General features: G+C 63.9%; 15 protein-coding genes and 1 pseudogene. 11 read left to right on the top strand and 5 right to left on the bottom strand.

From position 1 onward, the window contains the following. Window positions 1-109: 109 nt before the first annotated feature. The 10 genes and pseudogenes from FNZ07_RS14205 to FNZ07_RS14160 all read left to right on the top strand — a co-directional run bounded on the left by FNZ07_RS14205 (window position 110) and on the right by FNZ07_RS14160 (window position 10,786). Window positions 110-1,663, top strand: a complete 1,554-nt coding sequence (locus tag FNZ07_RS14205; protein ID WP_091019504.1) for a sugar ABC transporter ATP-binding protein — start codon at window positions 110-112, stop codon at window positions 1,661-1,663. Further along, window positions 1,653-2,671, top strand: a pseudogene (locus FNZ07_RS14200) (ABC transporter permease). The gene FNZ07_RS14205 and the pseudogene FNZ07_RS14200 overlap by 11 nt, the downstream one beginning before the upstream one ends. Before the next feature lie 40 nt (window positions 2,672-2,711). Beyond that, on the top strand, window positions 2,712-3,671 hold the full coding sequence (locus FNZ07_RS14195) for an ABC transporter permease (protein WP_091019499.1): 960 nt from the start codon (window positions 2,712-2,714) through the stop codon (window positions 3,669-3,671). 89 nt (window positions 3,672-3,760) lie between these two features. Further along, complete coding sequence (locus FNZ07_RS14190; RefSeq protein WP_091019497.1) at window positions 3,761-4,405, top strand: LysE family translocator; 645 nt, start codon at window positions 3,761-3,763, stop codon at window positions 4,403-4,405. A gap of 371 nt (window positions 4,406-4,776) precedes the next feature. Further along, the gene (locus FNZ07_RS14185) at window positions 4,777-5,547 is read left to right on the top strand and encodes a ferredoxin--NADP reductase (RefSeq protein ID WP_091019573.1); all 771 of its coding nucleotides are present in this window, start codon (window positions 4,777-4,779) and stop codon (window positions 5,545-5,547) included. A 416-nt stretch (window positions 5,548-5,963) separates the two neighbouring features. Beyond that, the gene (locus FNZ07_RS14180; RefSeq protein ID WP_091019495.1) at window positions 5,964-6,800 is read left to right on the top strand and encodes a sensor histidine kinase; all 837 of its coding nucleotides are present in this window, start codon (window positions 5,964-5,966) and stop codon (window positions 6,798-6,800) included. Continuing rightward, window positions 6,797-7,453, top strand: coding sequence for a response regulator transcription factor RqpR (rqpR, locus tag FNZ07_RS14175; RefSeq protein WP_091019493.1), 657 nt, complete (start codon window positions 6,797-6,799; stop codon window positions 7,451-7,453). The genes FNZ07_RS14180 and rqpR overlap by 4 nt, the downstream gene beginning before the upstream one ends. A gap of 167 nt (window positions 7,454-7,620) precedes the next feature. Next, window positions 7,621-9,018 (top strand): amino acid permease, encoded by a 1,398-nt coding sequence (locus FNZ07_RS14170; protein ID WP_091019490.1) that lies wholly within the window; start codon window positions 7,621-7,623, stop codon window positions 9,016-9,018. 185 nt (window positions 9,019-9,203) lie between these two features. After that, on the top strand, window positions 9,204-9,791 hold the full coding sequence (locus tag FNZ07_RS14165) for a CoxG family protein (RefSeq protein ID WP_091019488.1): 588 nt from the start codon (window positions 9,204-9,206) through the stop codon (window positions 9,789-9,791). Then, entirely contained in the window at window positions 9,764-10,786 is a 1,023-nt protein-coding gene (locus FNZ07_RS14160) for an XdhC family protein (RefSeq protein ID WP_091019485.1), read from the top strand. The genes FNZ07_RS14165 and FNZ07_RS14160 overlap by 28 nt, the downstream gene beginning before the upstream one ends. 67 nt (window positions 10,787-10,853) lie before the next feature. Here FNZ07_RS14160 and FNZ07_RS14155 read toward each other — a convergent pair whose 3' ends face one another. The 4 genes from FNZ07_RS14155 to FNZ07_RS14140 all read right to left on the bottom strand — a co-directional run bounded on the left by FNZ07_RS14155 (window position 10,854) and on the right by FNZ07_RS14140 (window position 14,919). Next, a complete protein-coding gene (locus FNZ07_RS14155) occupies window positions 10,854-11,543 on the bottom strand; it encodes a PepSY-associated TM helix domain-containing protein (protein ID WP_372342630.1) in 690 nt (229 codons plus the stop codon). Between the two features lie 353 nt (window positions 11,544-11,896). Continuing rightward, complete coding sequence (locus FNZ07_RS14150) at window positions 11,897-13,111, bottom strand: CaiB/BaiF CoA transferase family protein (protein ID WP_245811734.1); 1,215 nt, start codon at window positions 13,109-13,111, stop codon at window positions 11,897-11,899. 62 nt (window positions 13,112-13,173) lie between these two features. Then, on the bottom strand, window positions 13,174-14,472 hold the full coding sequence (locus FNZ07_RS14145; RefSeq protein WP_091019479.1) for a CitMHS family transporter: 1,299 nt from the start codon (window positions 14,470-14,472) through the stop codon (window positions 13,174-13,176). A gap of 57 nt (window positions 14,473-14,529) precedes the next feature. After that, window positions 14,530-14,919 carry a cupin domain-containing protein gene (locus tag FNZ07_RS14140; protein WP_091019476.1) on the bottom strand — a complete coding sequence of 130 codons (390 nt, stop codon included), beginning with the start codon at window positions 14,917-14,919 and terminating at the stop codon, window positions 14,530-14,532. Between the two features lie 145 nt (window positions 14,920-15,064). Between FNZ07_RS14140 and FNZ07_RS14135 the strand changes: the two genes are divergently transcribed. Then, entirely contained in the window at window positions 15,065-15,961 is an 897-nt protein-coding gene (locus FNZ07_RS14135; RefSeq protein ID WP_091019473.1) for a LysR family transcriptional regulator, read from the top strand. Between the two features lie 30 nt (window positions 15,962-15,991). Here the strand turns inward: FNZ07_RS14135 and FNZ07_RS14130 are convergent, their stop codons facing one another. After that, window positions 15,992-17,023: a serine/threonine protein kinase gene (locus tag FNZ07_RS14130; protein ID WP_091019568.1), complete on the bottom strand. Its 1,032-nt coding sequence runs from the start codon at window positions 17,021-17,023 to the stop codon at window positions 15,992-15,994. Window positions 17,024-17,043 lie beyond the last annotated feature (20 nt).

Here is a 17,043-nt window from a genome sequence, read left to right as displayed (position 1 = left end):
CAGTGTGCCCGCCGCGCGAAATACAGCATCGCATCCGGAGGACCCCGTGACGGCATCCGCCAGCCAGGCGCCACCCTCTCCAGACCCGCTTCGTTCGCCGCTGCTGGATATGCAGGACATCCAGATCAGCTTCGGCGGCGTGCCCGCATTGCGCGGCGCGAACCTGAGCGTCGCAGCCGGCGAAGTGCACGCGCTGATCGGTCAGAACGGCGCCGGGAAATCAACCATGATCAAGATCCTGACGGGCGCGTATCGGCGCACCGGCGGGAGCGTGCGCTTCGAAGGTCGCGAGATCGATTTCCGCAGCCCGAAGGCCGCGCGCGAAGCGGGCATCAGCACGATCTACCAGGAGATCAACCTGGTGCCGTTCCGCTCGGTGGCGGAAAACATTTTTCTTGGTCGCGAGCCGCGTCGTTTCGGTTTGATCGACTGGCGCACGGTGCAGCGCCGTGCCGCCGAGCTGCTCGAATCGTTTGGTTTGCAGGTCGATGTGAAGAAGCCGGCCGGTAGCTATTCGACGGCGATCCAGCAGATGGTCGCGCTGGCGCGTGCTGTTTCGGCGGACGCGAAGATGGTGATCATGGACGAGTCCACGTCGTCGCTCGACGAGCGCGAAGTGGAACTGCTCTTCACGGTCGTGCGCAAGCTGCGCGACGACGGCCGCGCGGTGATTTTCGTTTCGCACCGGCTCGATGAGCTGTATGCGCTCTGCGATCGCGTCACGGTGATGCGCGATGGACAGACCGTCGCACAAAGCACGATGGCCGACATGGACAAGCGCCAGCTCGTCACGACAATGCTCGGCCGTACGCTCGCCGCCGTCGTGGAAGGAGATACCGCCGAACGTGAAGTGCATCTCGCGCGTCGCGGCGAAGCGGCGATCAGCGTGCGCAAGGTCGGCGCGCGGCCGCTGGTCAACGATGTCTCGCTTGACGTGCATCGTGGCGAAGCCGTCGGACTTGCCGGGCTGCTCGGCTCGGGACGTACGGAGACGATGCGTCTGATGTTCGGTGCCGATCCGCTCGAACGCGGCACGGTGGAGATCGGCGGCGAAACGGTCGCATTGAAATCGCCACAGGATGCGATTGCGCGCGGCCTCGCGTATCTGACCGAAGACCGCAAGGGCGACGGCATCGTGCCCGAGTTGTCGGTGCGCGACAACCTCACGCTCGTGTGCCTGCGCACGCTCGCGAAGCACGGCATCGTCGACCGGAAACAGCAGCAGGCGATCGTCGAGCGCTTCGTCGCGTCGCTTGGCATCAAGCTGCGCAGCCCAGATCAACCGATCCGCGAGCTCTCGGGCGGCAATCAGCAGAAGGTGCTGCTCGCGCGCTGGCTGGCCGCGCAACCGACGCTGCTGCTGCTCGACGAACCGACGCGCGGCATCGATGTCGGCGCCAAAGCGGACGTCGCGAAGATCGTGCGCGATCTGCGCGATGCGGGCCTCGCGGTGTTGTTGTCCGCATCCGAACTCGAAGAACTGACCGCCGTCGCCGACCGCGCGGTCGTAATCCGCGACGGCCGCACGGTCGCCGAACTGAATGGTGCTGCAATGAGCGAAACCGCAATCATGGACGCCATTGCGTGGGGCAGCGAAGGCCAGTCGGCACTGGCGGAAGCGGTAGACGCCGCGCACCCGGAGGACAGCCGGCATGGCTCATGATTCGTTGCGCAACGACAGCGCAGCTCCGCTTGCTACTGCAACCGCTGCTGCACCTTCTGCGCCGGCAGCGGCGGTGAAGAAACGTCACCGGCTCACGATCCAGCGCGAGATCGCCGTGCTGCTCGCGATGCTCGTCTTCAATCTCATCTTCACGCCGCACTTCTGGTCGCTGCAAACCTTCAACGTCAACCTGACCCAAGTCGTGACGATCGTGATCGTCGGTATCGGCATGACGCTGGTGGTCGCGACGGGGGGCATCGATCTGTCGGTGGGGCATCGATGGCGATCGCCGGTGCGCTCGCGCCGATGCTGTTCATGCATATCGACGGCGCGCTCGGCATCGCGCTCGCGTTCGTGTTGCCGGTGCTGGCCGCAGCGGTATGCGGCACGTTCAACGGGCTGCTCGTCACGCGATTATCGGTGCAACCGATCGTCGCCACGTTAGTGCTGTTCATCGCCGGACGCGGCATCGCGCAGGTCGTCACCGACGGCAGCCTGCAGGCGTTCGACAACCCCGCGTTCCAGTGGATCGCGCTCGGCAAGGTCGCGGGCGTGCCGTTCCAGGTGCTGCTGATGTTCGCGCTCGTCGCACTGTTCGCGTGGATCGTGCGCAAGACGCTGTTCGGGCAGTACCTGCTCGTCACCGGCGGCAACGAGAAAGCGGCGTATCTGTGCGGTATTCCGACTTCGCGCACGAAGCTGATCGCGTACACGATCTGCGCGGGTCTCGCGGGTCTCGCTGGCCTGATTTCGATTTCGGTGAACTCGTCGTCCGATGCGAATGTGGTCGGGCTCGGCATCGAACTCGATGCGATCGCGGCAGTCGCGGTGGGCGGTACGGCGTTGACGGGTGGGAAGGCGTATATCGGCGGGACGCTGATCGGCGCGCTGATCATCCAGTTGCTGCGCTACACGCTGCTCGCACACGGTATCCCCGATGCGGCCGCGCTCGTTGTGAAGGCCGCGATCATCGTCGCGGCGGTGTATGTGCAGCGGCGCTCGCGCTAACTGACATCGCCCGACCACGACGCTCCAGGAATTGATCCCGATGAAAAAGAACCTGCCCATCCTGATCGCGCTCGCCGCGCTCGTCATATTCGGCGTCGTGCGCTATCCCGACTTCGCGTCCGCATACAACCTCACGACCATCTGGCGTTACAACTCGATGTTCGCGCTGATCTCGATCGGCATGGCGTTCGTGATCATCACCGGCGGCATCGATCTGTCGGTCGGCACGGTCGCGGCGCTTGCCAGCGTCGTCGCGGCGCTGACGAGCCCTTGGGGCGGCTGGGTCGCCGTGCTTGCCGGCGCGGCGGCGGGTGCCGCAGTCGGCGTGCTGAACGGGCTGATCATCACGCGTCTGAAGATCCTGCCGTTCATCACGACGCTCGCGACGAGCCTCGGCGCGCACGGCGTTGCGTTGCTGCTGGGCAAGAACGACGCGGTGTCGATCGCCGCCGATACGAACTTCGGCAACTTCGGTCAGGGCGACCTGTTCGGCCTGCCGATTCCCGGACTCGTCGCACTCGCAGCCGCTATCGCGGGCTGGCTCGCGCTGCGCAGTACGCGCTTTGGACGGCATTCGCTGGCGATCGGCGGCAGCGAGGAAGCGGCGCGGTTGATGGGGCTTAACGTCGATCGCACGCTGGTCACGGCCTATGCGGTGAGCGGTTTGCTCGCGGGTCTCGCCGGCGTGATCCTCGCCGCGCAGTTTGGCGCCGGGCAGCCTAACGAGGGTGTGGGCTGGGAGCTGTTCGCGATCTCGGCGGTGGTGCTCGGCGGCACGCTGCTGACGGGCGGCGAAGGATCGATCGCGATGACGATTGCGGGCGTGGCGCTACTCGGCCTCGTGTTCAACCTGCTGAACTTCGAGAACGGGCTGGGCTTTGTCAGCCTGTCCGCGTACTGGCAGTCGGTGATACGCGGCGTGTTCCTGCTGCTCGTGATCGTGCTGCAGGCGCGGGTGCTGAAACAGCGTGGGCGGAAGACGGTGGCGGCTGGGGGGTAGGGGTTGCAGAATGACGGCCGCGCCTCACCCGGGTAAGATCGCCTTTCCTTCTCCGAGCGGCTGCCGTCCGCGCAACACCGCCCACCGACATGCACCAGCCCTATGTTCAGATCCTGCTGCAGATCGCCGCCGTCTACCTCGTCGCGACGATAAGCCCCGGCCCGAATTTCTTCATGATCACGCAGCTGTCGCTCGCCGGGCGACGCGGACTCGGCGCGGTGTCCGCGCTCGGCGTCGGTACGGCCTCGGCGATCTGGGTCGCGCTCGCGATGCTGGGTCTCGCCACGGTGCTGCAGAAAATCGACTGGCTGTACAACGGCATCCGCATTGCGGGTGCGCTGTATCTGATCTACTTCGGCATCAAGCTGCTGCGCGCGAGCATGCAGCGCGACGACGCCTCCGCGCCGGTTACCGCGCCGCCGCCTGAAGCGACACCGCAGGCGTATTTCCGCGCCTGGCGCTCGGGTCTGTTCACCTGTCTCACGAACCCGAAATCCTGCGCGTTCTGGACCAGTGTCTTCGCGACCATGTTCCCTCCGCACCCGCCGGTCTGGTTCTACGGCGTCGTACTCGCGATGATCGCGACGATGTCGGTGAGCTGGTACGGCAGCGTCGCCCTGATGTTCGCCACCGAGCGCACGCAGCGCGGCTACCGGCGGCTGCGCCGGCCTATCGACGGCGTGTGCGGCGCGGTGCTGGTTGGCCTTGGAGCGAAACTGGCGGCGGATAGCTAGGCAGGTTCTGCGCTGCCAGGCGCCGCGACGGTCGGCTCGGCGACCGGGCTCCGAGCCCCATCCGCACAAGGGCGCCGCTCATCGAGCGTGGAAATCGCCGCTTTCCAGGCGTTTCCCCATTAGATTCAAGGCCTTTGCCGTCCCGCCAGCAGGGTCAATGCTGCGCCGCACGACCGCTTTCGGTATCATCGCAAGGTTCCGCGGCACCCCGCCACACGCCCCGCCCAGTCACCGCCCCGCGACCCACCGGCAGCAGGCGCGGTAGAATGGCGGACTGCGCATCGTTGCCATTTCCGCATGCGCGCATGCATCGCCCTTGCCGTGCCCGACGTCCAGTCCATCTGGCCGCCTTCTTTTTTGCACCCAAAGCCATGAGCAACCTGACTCACCAAACCGTTCTGAGCGTCCACCACTGGACCGACACGCTGTTCAGCTTCACCTGCACGCGCGATCCCGCACTGCGCTTCGAAAACGGCCAGTTCACGATGGTGGGCCTCGAAGTCGCGGGCAAACCGCTGATCCGTGCCTACAGCATGGCGAGCGCCAACTACGAAGAACATCTCGAGTTCCTCAGCATCAAGGTGCAGGACGGTCCGCTGACGTCGCGTCTGCAGCATCTGAAGGTGGGCGACCAGGTGCTGATCGGCAAGAAGCCGACCGGCACGCTGATGGCCGATAACCTGCTGCCTGGCAAGACGCTGTGGCTGCTGTCCACAGGCACAGGCCTCGCGCCGTTCATGTCGATCATCAAGGACCCGGAAGTGTACGAGCGCTACGAAAAGGTCGTGCTCACGCATACGTGCCGCTTCGTCGACGAGCTCGCGTACAAGGAATACATCACCGAGGACCTGCACAACCACGAGTACCTCGGCGAAGTCGTCCGCGAAAAGCTCGTGTACTACCCGACGGTCACGCGCGAAACGTTCCAGAACCGCGGCCGCATCACCGAACTGATCGACACGAAAAAGCTCTTCGAAGACCTCGATGTGCAGCCGTTCTCGGTCGAACGCGACCGTGTGATGCTGTGCGGCAGCCCGCACATGCTGCGCGACACGCGCGAACTGCTCGACAGCCTTGGGTTCAAGGAAGGCAGCAATAACGAACCGGGGCATTACGTCGTGGAAAAGGCGTTCGTCGGCTGAGGCCGGCCGCTCGCTTGCAGCGAAACTGCTCGGGGCCATTGCGGCCCCTTCGTCACCGCAAAACCGGAGCCTCGCGCTCCGGTTTTTGTTTGTGCGGCGCCATCGGCGTGCTTCTGCCGGCGGCAACCGGCGTAGTTACAAATTCGACTTCAGGATTTAACCTTTCTTGTCGGCGTTTTTCTGACATCCCACTCTTTGACAAACCTTAGACTTTACGCGAAGACCACGCTCTAAGCCTTGCTACATCGGTATTCCTGGTTTTTTTCGGATATCATCGCGGCTCAGCGACGATAGTCAGAATCCCCACCAGGGTTAGATCCGATTTGTTGCTAAATGTAAATTTCGTTACGCTCCAACGTAACAATTGTCCGTCAAGTCGTACAAGCAACGGGCATGTCTGGGGGCTAGAGGTTCGCATGCGTTCTTTTGTCTGCACCGCCGATGACGAACTCATCCGACTGCGCAAACGCGTGCGCGAGCTGGCCGCCGAACTCGTCGGTGCGCAGGAAGCCGCACGTCGCCATCTCGCGCGCGAACTGCACGACGGCGTGGGCGCCGAGCTGACCGCCAGCCGTTTTGCGCTTGCCGGTGTCGATACCTGGCTGCCCGCCGATGCACCGCCGCAATGCGCGGCCTCACTTGCCGTTGCGAACCGTTCGCTCGACGCCGCCTGCGAAGCGACGCGCCAGGCAGTCGCCGGTCTGCACGCACCGTCGCTGGAAGCCGGCATCGTCGCCACGCTCGCACAATGGGCCGGCGGCTTCGCGACCCGCACCGGCCTGCGCACGAGCTTCGTCTGTACCGCCGACGTGCGCCTCACCCGCCTTCCCGCCGACGCAACGCTCGCCGTGTTTCGCGTCGCCCAGGAAGCGCTGAACAACACAGCCCGGCACGCCCACGCATCGTGCGCGAACGTGCGCATCGAGACCAATCGCCGGTATCTGACGCTGGCTATCAGCGACGACGGCATCGGCCTGCCGCGCGACGCACGCCGTCGGCGCGGCGAAGCGCAGGGTCATTTCGGTGTGGCCGGCATGCGGGCGCGCTGCGAGGCGTTTGGCGGCACGCTGCGTGTCAGCAGCGCGCGCGAAGCGGCGGACGGCAAGGCGCGCGGCACGACGGTGCGCGCCCGTTTCGCGTGGGACGCGTTACTCGCGCTTATGCCGCCCCTCACGCCACCGGTCGCGCCGCACGCTCCGCATACCTCGCCGCACGCTACCGCACGGCGCTCAAGCGCAGGCGGACCGTCATGAGCCTGCGCATTCTGCTCGCCGACGATCACGCCGTCGTCCGCCAGGGCGTCCGTCATCTGCTGCTCGACCGCGGCATCGCCATCGAAGTCGCCGAAGCGCAAACCGGCGCCGAAGCGCTCGCAAGCGTGGCGAAGCAGGCCTACGACGTCATCCTGCTCGACATCTCGCTGCCCGACATGAACGGCGTCGAAGTGCTCAAGCGGATCAAGCGCAAGACACCGCGCGTACCGGTGCTGATGTTCTCGATGTATCGCGAGGACCAGTACGCGGTGCGGGCGCTGAAGGCCGGCGCGGCGGGTTATCTGTCGAAAACCGTCGATGCCGCGCAGATGATCGGCGCGATCCAGCAGGTCGCCGCCGGCCGCAAGTACGTGAGCCCCGCGATGGCCGAGGCGCTCGCCAACTACGTGTCGTTCGACGGCGAGCAACTGCCGCACGAAAAGCTCTCCGACCGCGAATACCAGACGCTTTGCATGCTCGCCTCGGGCCAACGGCTGACCGACATTGCGCAGACGCTGTCGCTGTCGGTCAAGACGGTCAGCGTGTACCGCACACGCCTGCTGGAGAAGATGCGCCTCAGCAATAACGCCGAACTCACCTTCTACGTAATGAGCAACCGCCTCGTCGACCTGAATCCGGCAATGACCGCCTGAGTGAGTCTTCCCTAACCCCGCGCGGCAATGCTGCCGCCGCTGCGGCCCTCGCCCAGGTCACACCGCGATACGCGTACCCAGCAAGCATGCCGCTACACATCCGCTAGAATTGACGGTTTCCCGACATTCGGCGCGCAATAAGCGTGCTTTACAGGAGACCCTCGCCAATGTCCCTCTTCCGCAAGAAGAACGTCGAGCAGATGCTCGCCGGTGCCCAGAGCGCCGGACTCAAGAAAGCGCTCGGCGCACTCGATCTGACCTTCCTCGGCGTCGGCGCGATCATCGGTACCGGTATTTTCGTGCTGACCGGCACGGGCGCCGTGCAGGCTGGCCCGGCGCTGATGCTGTCGTTCCTCATTGCGGCAGTGGCGTGCGGCTTCGCCGCGCTGGCCTACGCGGAATTCGCCTCGACGATTCCGGTGGCCGGCTCGATCTACACGTATTCGTATGCGACGCTCGGCGAGCTGGCCGCGTGGATCATCGGCTGGGATCTGATGCTCGAATACGGGCTTGCCACCTCTGCCGTATCGGTGGGCTGGTCGGGCTATCTGCAGTCGCTGCTGCACGGCTTCGGCATCTCGCTGCCCGACGTGCTGACGGCCGCGCCCGGCGCGGTGCCAGGCGTCCACACACTGTTCAACCTGCCGGCCTTCCTGGTGATGATGGCGATTACCGCGCTGCTGTCGGTCGGCGTGCGCGAATCGACTCGCGTGAACAACATCATGGTCTCGATCAAGGTCGTCGTCGTGCTGCTGGTCATTGCAGTAGGCGTGTTCCACGTCACGCCCGCGAACTGGCATCCGTTCATGCCGAACGGCTGGAACGGCGTGTTCGGCGCCGCTGCCGTGATGTTCTTCGCGTTTATCGGCTTCGATGCAGTGTCGTCGGCGGCGGAGGAAGTGAAGAATCCGAAGCGCGACTTGCCGGTCGGCATCATCGCGTCGCTCGGCGTATGCGCGGTGCTGTACGTCGCGGTCGCGGCTGTCGTGACCGGCATCGTGCCGTACGCGCAGTTCGCCAACATCTCGCACCCGGTGTCGTACGCGCTGCAGGTAGCCGGCCAGCCCTGGGTGGCCGGCTTCATCGATCTCGGCGCCGTGCTCGGCATGCTGACCGTGATTCTCGTGATGGCCTACGGCCAGACGCGCGTGATCTTCGCGATGTCGCGCGACGGGCTGCTGCCCGCGGTGCTGTCACGCGTGCATCCGCGCTTTGCGACGCCGTTCTTCACGACGTGGCTGGTGGGCATTTTCTTCGGCCTGATCGGCGCGCTGGTGCCGCTGAACGTGCTGGCCGAACTGATCAACATCGGCACGCTCGCGGCATTCTCGATGGTGTCGATCGCGGTACTGATCCTGCGCAAGACGCACCCGGAGCTGCCGCGCGCATTCCGTTGCCCCGGCGTACCGGTCGTGCCGGTGCTGGCCGTCGCGTCGTGCCTGTTCCTGATGCTCAATCTGCAACTGATCACATGGATCGCCTTCGTCGCCTGGCTCGTGATCGGCATGGTGATCTACTTCGGCTATTCGCGACGCCATTCGAAGCTGGCCGAGGGCAATCGCTAGCGCGCACACTGCGAGGGCGCGGTCCTCGCGACGCCGGCGCATGTCGACATGCGCCGGCCGGTTCATAATCTCCACAGCCTTGCCGCGTCCGGCTGCGCTCTCGCGCCTCACGTGCATGCGCCGCCGCGTGCCCCTCGTGCCCCTCGTGCCGCCGTACGAGCCACGCCATCCGGAGGAACCCCGTCATGGAACTGACCGAGAGCTACACGCTGCCCGTCTCCCAGCAGCGCGCCTGGGAAGCGCTCAACGACACGACGATCCTGCGTGCGTCGATTCCCGGTTGCGACCGCATCGAAGTGGAACAGGAAAACGTGTTCGCACTGTCGATGAGCGTCACGGTCGGCCCGGTGAAAGTGCACTTCAAAGGCCGCTTGCGTCTCACCGACATCGACGCGCCGCGCTCCTATACGATCGTTTTCGAAGGTCAGGGCGGTACTGCCGGCTTCGGTAGCGGTGCCGCGCACATCACGCTCGAATCCGTCGGCGACGACACCACGAAGCTCTCGTACACCGCAAGCGCGCACATGGGCGGCAAGCTCGCGCAGATCGGCTCGAGGATTCTCGGCGGCGCGGTACGCAAGATCGTGGGCGAATTTTTTCGTCGCTTCGGCGAGCAGGTGAGCGGTGCGGCCGCTGGGCGGGCTGGCGGCACGGCAGCCGATGCTGCGGCACAATTGCACCATTCCGCGAACCGGTCCGCCGACGGCGGCCAGATGGAAGAGCCTCAACCGGAGAGGAAAAAATCATGGACAGCGTCGACCTCGAAGTCCTGAAGTCCAGTGAACGCTGGCTGGAGCAGGGACACCGCGCGCTGCTGGTAACGGTCGTGAAGACGTGGGGCTCGTCGCCGCGTCCGGAAGGCGCGATGCTCGCGATACGCGACGACGGCCTGGTGGTCGGCTCGGTATCGGGTGGCTGCATCGAAGACGATCTGATCGATCGCGTGCGCCAGCGCGGCATCGAGCAGACTTTGCCAGAAGCGGTGAAGTACGGCATCACCGCGGAAGAAGCACATCGTTTCGGCCTGCCGTGCGGCGGCACGATCCAGCTCGTGCTCGAGCCGCTGACGCAGGCGAGCGGCATCGCTACGCTATGTCGTTCGGTGGAAGAAGGCCGGCTCGTCGCGCGCTCGGTCGATATGGCGAGCGGCACGGTGCGGCTCGACGCCGCGCAGGCCACCGACGGCATCGACTTCGACGGCACACGTCTTTTGACCATTCACGGTCCGCGCTACCGCATGCTCGTGATCGGCGCGGGGCAACTGTCGCGCTACCTGTGCAATATCGCCGTCGGTCTCGACTACCAGGTAACCGTCTGCGATCCGCGCGAAGAGTACACGGACGAGTGGAACATACCGGGCACGAAGATCGTTCGCACGATGCCCGACGACACCGTGCTCGACATGCGGCTCGACGAACGGTGCGCGGTGATCGCGCTCACACACGATCCGAAGCTCGACGATCTCGCGCTGATGGAAGCGTTGAAGACGCCCGCGTTCTATGTCGGCGCGCTCGGTTCGCGGCGCAACAACGCGGCGCGGCGCGAGCGTCTGAGGGAATTCGATCTGAACGATACCGAGCTGGCCCGGTTGCATGGACCGGTCGGTATTTATATCGGCAGCCGTACACCGCCGGAGATCGCGGTGTCGATTCTTGCGGAAGTGACGGCGGCGAAGAACGGCGTGTCGCTGCCGACGTTGCTGCAGGTGGAAGGCGCGAAGGCGGCCCGCGAGGTGGCCGCCAGTGGTGGAGCGACCTGCAGCGTGTAAGTGGTTTGCCGCACGCACGGCTTTGCAACGCAGACTCGTCACGCCACGCAGAAACGAGTCCGCGCCATCACAGCAACCCAAGCGCCACCGCAGCGATCAGCGACCCAAGCACCAGCACGACGCCAACGGTACGGCGCTTGTTGAGCTCGGTCCACAGCAACACACCGGTCAACGAAAGCAGGATCATTCCGCCGGCAAGCGTATCGACGAGCAGCACCCAGCCGATGCTGAGCCCGACGCCGCGATGCAGGTTATTCATCGTCGTGAGAAACGAATTCTGCGTGCGCTTGACCGACACATAGCCGTTGCCGACCCAGTATTCGGCCTGCACGTTCTGCCGCGTACCGAAGATACCAACCTGCCAGAACTCCGGCTGCACGGCGCTGCGGTCGCCCCATGCCACCGGGTGCGACGGCTCGCGACGCGGCTTGCTCGGCTTACCGTCGAGATGCAGTTCGCCCTGCAGCCAGTGCGCCATATCGAGCGGCGATTCGAGCTTGCGAGCCGGTAGCGGAATTTGCAGCTGTTCGACCTGCGGTTCGCCGGACGACACCTTCAGCGGACCGGCGCGGTGATTCAGCAGAAAGCCGGTCACGCCGAACAGCAGCCCCAGCACCGCGCCCCACAAGCCGACCCAGCCGTGCACCTTGCGTAGCCACTTGATGAACGTTGCGCGACGCGAACGGCGTTGCCGCGCAAGGCGTTGCACGTCGTCGACGAGATGGTGGCCATGTGCGCCCGACTGCGGCGTCGGCACAGGGTGATACGTCGTGCCGGCACGCGTAGCGGAAGGGACATCGATTGGTTCGGGCGCGTTCACGGAACTCCAGGCACAGCGGCTTCGGCGCACGGCCTGGGCGCGCGCTATCGCGCAGCCTGACCGGCATTCAATGGAATAAACGGGTGGATCGGACCGGTCGCAGCGCGTTTCGGCAGACAAACAAGAAATACCGATGAAATGTCTGAACGGCTGCGGGGTCCGGCAAGGTACTGGCTGGCGCTCACCGCGAAACAGTGAGGGGCTGGCTACGCCTCAAATGAGAACGGCTATCATTACACAGGCTTACGATTTTCTCAATCGCGGCGCATACGCCGCATGAGATATCGGTGTCATCGGTTGAGACTGGTTGCGCCCGAGGCCTCGAGTGCAGCGATTTCATCCGCTGAATATCCCAGTTCCTCAAGTACCGACAACGAATGCTCGCCTAGCCGCGGTGAAGGAGACGCATCGGTACATGTGCTGCGCGACCATGTGGTGGGGTTGCCGAGTTCAAGCACGCGCCCTTCCGACGGGTGTTCAGACTGCTTGATGAATTCCACTGCGTTCAGGTGTGGATCGTCCAGCAGATCGTACGGCGAGTTCATAGGCATGTTCGGGATATCGGCCGTATCGAGCAGTTCGCGCCATTCGCTCGTCGTGCGCGTGACCATGATTTCCGCTAGTTCCGCATAGACCTCGTCGATGTGCTGCGCTCGACTCGTCTGGCTCGAGAAGCGGCTGTCGCGCTCGAACTGTTCGCTCCTGTTAATCGCCGCAAAGAACGCTCGCCAATGTTTATCGTTGTAGACGAGCACGCAAAGGTAGCCGTCTTTCGTTCGATACGGCCGCCGGTTCGCGGTCAGTAGTCGCGCATAACCGGGATCGCCTTCGGGCGGATCGAAACTCAAGCCGCCAAGATGATCGCCCAGTACGAACTGCACCATCGTCTCGAACATCGGCACGACGATCGCCTGCCCGATGCCCGAGCGCTCGCGCTCGTAGAGAGCGGCCGTTACGGCGTACACCGCATGAAGACCCGTCACGCGATCCGCGAGTGTCGTCGGGACATAGCATGGCTCGCCTATTCCATAGCGGGTCATCAACCACGGCAATCCCGCCGCGCCCTGGATCAAGTCGTCGTAGGCGGGTTTGGACGCATAGGGTCCTGTCTGTCCAAAACCGCAGCACGACACGTGGATGAGACGTGGATTGCGCTCGCGCAACGACTCGTAATCGAGACCGAGACGCGCGAGCGCGTTGGGACGTACGTTGGATATCAGCACGTCGTGTGTGTCGACGAGCTTCAGCGCGACCCCGCGCGCATCCGGCTGCTTGAGATCGAGCACCAGACTGCGCTTACCCCGGTTCGCATGCAGAAACATGTGGCCCATGCCGGTGTGACGCATGGGCCCGATATGGCGCAGGTTGTCCCCCTCGGGCGACTCGATCTTGGTCACCTCGGCACCGAGCGACGCCAGAATCTGCGTCGCAAACGGCCCCATCACCACCGACGTAAGATCGAGCACCTTGATGCCCGCGAGCGGCCCGGTTCGTTCGATATTCACTGGGCAATCTCCGTGGCGCGGGCTCGTAAGCCCGTCATCGTGTGAGTCATTTCAACCATCCTTCAGAGCGGAAACGTGCCGACAATCACCGCGGCAAAAGTCATGACGACCGATGCGCCGAACAGAAACGGGATCGAAAATTTCTGGTGCTCGGAAAGCTCGACACCCGCGAGACCGACGAGCAGAAAAGTGGCCGGCGTGAGTGGACTCACCGGAAAACCTGTCGTCATCTGTCCAAGCAGTGCGGCCTGTCCCACGTGGATTGGCGCTACGCCGAGTTGATGAGCCGCACCTGCCACGACGGGCAGAATGCCGAAGTAAAACGAGTCTGGATCGAAGATCAGACTGAGCGGCATCGAGAGCAGTCCGATGATGAACGGAATATGACTCGCATGTTCGGCGGGGATGAAGTGGACGGCGGCGCGGGCCATCGCATCCAGCATGCCGGTTCCGGACATGATGCCGGTGAAGGCGCCCGCCGCCAGCAGCACGCTCGCCATCAAAAGCGCTGCGCCTGCGTGCGCATCGACCCGGCGGCGTTGCTCGTCCACGTTCGGGTAATTCAGAAATAGCGCGATCACCGTACCGACCATGAACATGACGACCGGTTCTACCTTCCCGCTGATCATCGTGGCCATCACGACGACCGTGAGGATCAGATTCGGCCAGAAGCGAGCGGGCCGACGCAACGCACGTTCCTGTTCCGTCAGTTCGCGCACGGGCATTGCAATAGAACGACCGTCGCGTACGAGCCCGAGGCGACGCTCCTCGCGCTTGCCAAGTCCGTAGGCAGTCGCGAACACGAACGCAAGGCCGACGATCTGTACCGGAATGAGCGGCACGAAGATCGCGGCCGCCGGTATGTGCAGTGCGACCGACGCGCGAATCATCACGCCTGTCCAGGGCAGGAAATTCACGCCCGCAGCCAGCGCCGCGGTACACGTGAGCAGGCGCTTATCCATGCCAAGCCGGTCATAGACGGGCAGCATGGCGGGCACGGTGATCAGAAAACAGACGGCACCGGACCCGTCGAGATGAATGAGAAGCGCAAGGAGCGCCGTGCCCATCAGGATGCGTGTCGGGCGCACACCCACCGTACGCAGGATTCGGTCGATGATCGGATCCAGCATGCCGGCGTCGGTCACGATGCCGAAGAAGACGATCGCAAAGATGAACATGCCGACCACAGGTGCGACACTTTGAATCCCCTTGACGATGAACGTCGTCGTCTGCAGTCCAAAGCCGCCCATTAACGCGGCGACGATCGGCACGACGATGAGTGCTGCGAGAGGCGACATCCGCCTCGTCAGAATCAAGGTGGTCAACGTCACTACTGAAACAAGCCCGATGATGGCGAGCATGCCGTCTCCTTTCGCGCGTCATGAGCGTCGACGTGTCTTTTGATCAGGGAGGCCCGGTCAGGGCGCTGGACGGATCACCCGGTCGGGTGACTCTTCGTATGGCGGCGAATAGATAACGAGAACGCGGACGGGCTCTTCGCTCACAACGGTGAACGTGTGCATCATCCCTGCCGGGAAATAACAGCAATCACCTGGCCTCAACTCGCAGCGTTGGCCGTCCACTTCTGCTAGCGCAACACCGTCGAGCAGGTAGCACACCTGCTCGATGTCCGGATGTGCATGAGGCAGAGCGCCTTTACCTTTCTCGATAGTCCCGTGCAGCACTTCAAGCCGCTCGGCGCCGACCGTTTCGCGACCGATCAATCGTCGGTTCAATGTTCCGTGGTGGTTGTCGGGGTGGTATCCGGGCACGTCGTCCAGGCGAACGAAATATCGTTTGTGCGTCACGGCGGTGTCTCCTGTTTATCGATCGCGTTACACCGGAACTCGCTCAAGGGCGGCCCGAGGTAAGCGAGCGTATTCAGTGTGCATGCCCGTCGTGATATCCGTCCAACACTAGATTCGTTGCTTTTGATATATATTTAGTCTCACCATGATCGCCGCCCGCCTCCTGAACCAGTTCATCGCCGTCGCCGAAGAATTGCACTTCGGACGCGCCGCCGCGAGGCTGCATATGGCGCAGCCTCCGCTGAGTCAGGCCATCCAGAATCTCGAAGAAATGGTAGGCGTGGCGCTTTTTGCGCGTTCCAGACACTTCGTCGCGCTCACGCCTGCCGGGAAGGTATTTCTCGACGAAGCGCGCGCGTTGCTGGCGCAAGGTCAGCAAGCAATCGATGCGGCGCGGCGCGCCAACGAAGGTGTCTCGGGGCGCGTGGCAGTGGGTTTCGTCGGATCGGTCAGCTATGAGTTGCTACCGCGCATGCTGCGTCAATTTCGAATCCGCTTTCCGACAATCCATATCGATCTGCGCGAACTCACCTCGGTCGAGCAGATCGAGAATCTGCGCACCGGCAAGATCGATATCGGCATCCTGCGGCTCCCGATCAACGACGCGGCCGACCTGAACGTGCGCACCATCGAGGTCGAGCGTTTCATTGCCGTGATACCGCGTGACCATCGTCTCGCTGCGGCGCAGACCATCCGGCTCGAGGACCTCGCGGACGACGCGTTCATGACTTTCCCGCCGGACCGGGTCCCGAGCCTGCACGCGAAATTCCTGCTGGCCTGCGAAGCTGCGGGATTCAGCCCGCGGATCGCGCTCGAGGCGTGGCAGATGGCGAGTATGGTCAGTCTGGTCGCGGCGGGAATAGGTGTCGTGTTGCTGCCGGCGCAAGTACGCACCAGCCCGCACCCCGGGGTCGTGTACAAGGACCTCGCAAACGATTCCGATCACTTCCAGTTGAGAATTGCTGTGGCATGGCGCAGCAACGACGTCTCACCGAATGTGCAATCGCTGCTTGCCGTTCTGGATTCACACACTACCGACTGAGGCCGGTATCAGACTATCCCGCAGTGCGGTTCAGAACACCGGCCACAGCGGCCCTTCCTGCATCGCACCGACCTGCTCACGCAACTCGAGAATGCGGTCTTCCCAATAGCGCTGCGTGTTGAACCATGGAAACGCCGCCGGAAACGCCGGATCGTTCCAGCGACGCGCGAGCCACGCGGAGTAGTGAATCAGCCGCAGCGTGCGTAGCGCTTCGATCAGATACAGCTCGCGCTGCTCGAATTCGCAGAAGTCCTCATAGCCCGCCAGCAGATCGGCAAGCGCGCGGGACGCCTCCTCACGTTCGCCCGGCAGCAGCAGCCACAGATCCTGCACCGCGGGTCCCATGCGACTGTCGTCGAAATCGACAAAGTGCGGACCTGCATCGGTCCACAGCACGTTGCTCGGATGGCAGTCACCGTGCATGCGCAGCGCGCGAATCTCGCCGGCGCGCTCGAATGCCTGTTCGACGCCTTCGAGTGCAAGATCGACCACCGTCGTCCACGCCGTGCGAACGTTGTCCGGCACGAAGCCGTGCGTGAGCAGAAACTCGCGTGGTTCGCGACCGAAGGTCTGGATGTCGAGCACGGGGCGTGCGGTGTAGTTCCGCGTCTGACCGACGGCATGAATACGGCCGATAAAACGGCCGAGCCATTCGAGCGTGTCGCGCCGGTCGAGATCGGGAGCACGACCGCCGCGTCGCTCGAAGATCGCGAAGCGATAGTCGTCGAACGTATGCAGCGTGCGGCCTTCGAATGCGCGCGCCGGCACGGCGGGAATCTCGTGTGCGACGAGTTCGTCGACGAACGCGTGTTCTTCGAGAATCGCTTCATCGGTCCAGCGCGCCGGCCGATAAAACTTCGCGATCACCGGCGGGCCGTCTTCGACACCGATTTGATAAACGCGATTCTCGTAGCTGTTGAGCGGCAGCATGCGGCCGTCCGTGCGCACGCCGACCGTGCTGAGCACACCGTCGAGCGCGTCCAGCACGCATTCCGGCGTGAGCCGGGCGAAAGGCACGGCGCCGTCGGCGCCGCCCTGCAGGTCCTGGGTGTCGTGGTTCATGCCGGCATTGTGCCCCGCGC

It is taken from the genome of Paraburkholderia megapolitana, assembly GCF_007556815.1.
GTDB classification, from domain to species: Bacteria; Pseudomonadota; Gammaproteobacteria; order Burkholderiales; family Burkholderiaceae; genus Paraburkholderia; species Paraburkholderia megapolitana.
The sequence above is the reverse complement of the archived record's forward strand: the minus strand, read 5'-3'. Positions and strand labels throughout refer to the sequence as shown.

Bases quoted from the DNA above. Each gene is read 5' to 3' on its own strand.
- FNZ07_RS14135 (WP_091019473.1), top strand. From the start codon at position 15,065: ATGATCGCCGCCCGCCTCCTGAACCAGTTCATCGCCGTCGCCGAAGAA.
- FNZ07_RS14190 (WP_091019497.1), top strand. From the start codon at position 3,761: ATGCACCAGCCCTATGTTCAGATCCTGCTGCAGATCGCCGCCGTCTAC.
- FNZ07_RS14170 (WP_091019490.1), top strand. From the start codon at position 7,621: ATGTCCCTCTTCCGCAAGAAGAACGTCGAGCAGATGCTCGCCGGTGCC.
- FNZ07_RS14180 (WP_091019495.1), top strand. From the start codon at position 5,964: ATGCGTTCTTTTGTCTGCACCGCCGATGACGAACTCATCCGACTGCGC.
- FNZ07_RS14160 (WP_091019485.1), top strand. From the start codon at position 9,764: ATGGACAGCGTCGACCTCGAAGTCCTGAAGTCCAGTGAACGCTGGCTG.
- FNZ07_RS14165 (WP_091019488.1), top strand. From the start codon at position 9,204: ATGGAACTGACCGAGAGCTACACGCTGCCCGTCTCCCAGCAGCGCGCC.
- FNZ07_RS14185 (WP_091019573.1), top strand. From the start codon at position 4,777: ATGAGCAACCTGACTCACCAAACCGTTCTGAGCGTCCACCACTGGACC.
- FNZ07_RS14195 (WP_091019499.1), top strand. From the start codon at position 2,712: ATGAAAAAGAACCTGCCCATCCTGATCGCGCTCGCCGCGCTCGTCATA.
- FNZ07_RS14145 (WP_091019479.1), bottom strand. From the start codon at position 14,472: ATGCTCGCCATCATCGGGCTTGTTTCAGTAGTGACGTTGACCACCTTG.
- FNZ07_RS14205 (WP_091019504.1), top strand. From the start codon at position 110: ATGCAGGACATCCAGATCAGCTTCGGCGGCGTGCCCGCATTGCGCGGC.
- FNZ07_RS14130 (WP_091019568.1), bottom strand. From the start codon at position 17,023: ATGAACCACGACACCCAGGACCTGCAGGGCGGCGCCGACGGCGCCGTG.
- rqpR (WP_091019493.1), top strand. From the start codon at position 6,797: ATGAGCCTGCGCATTCTGCTCGCCGACGATCACGCCGTCGTCCGCCAG.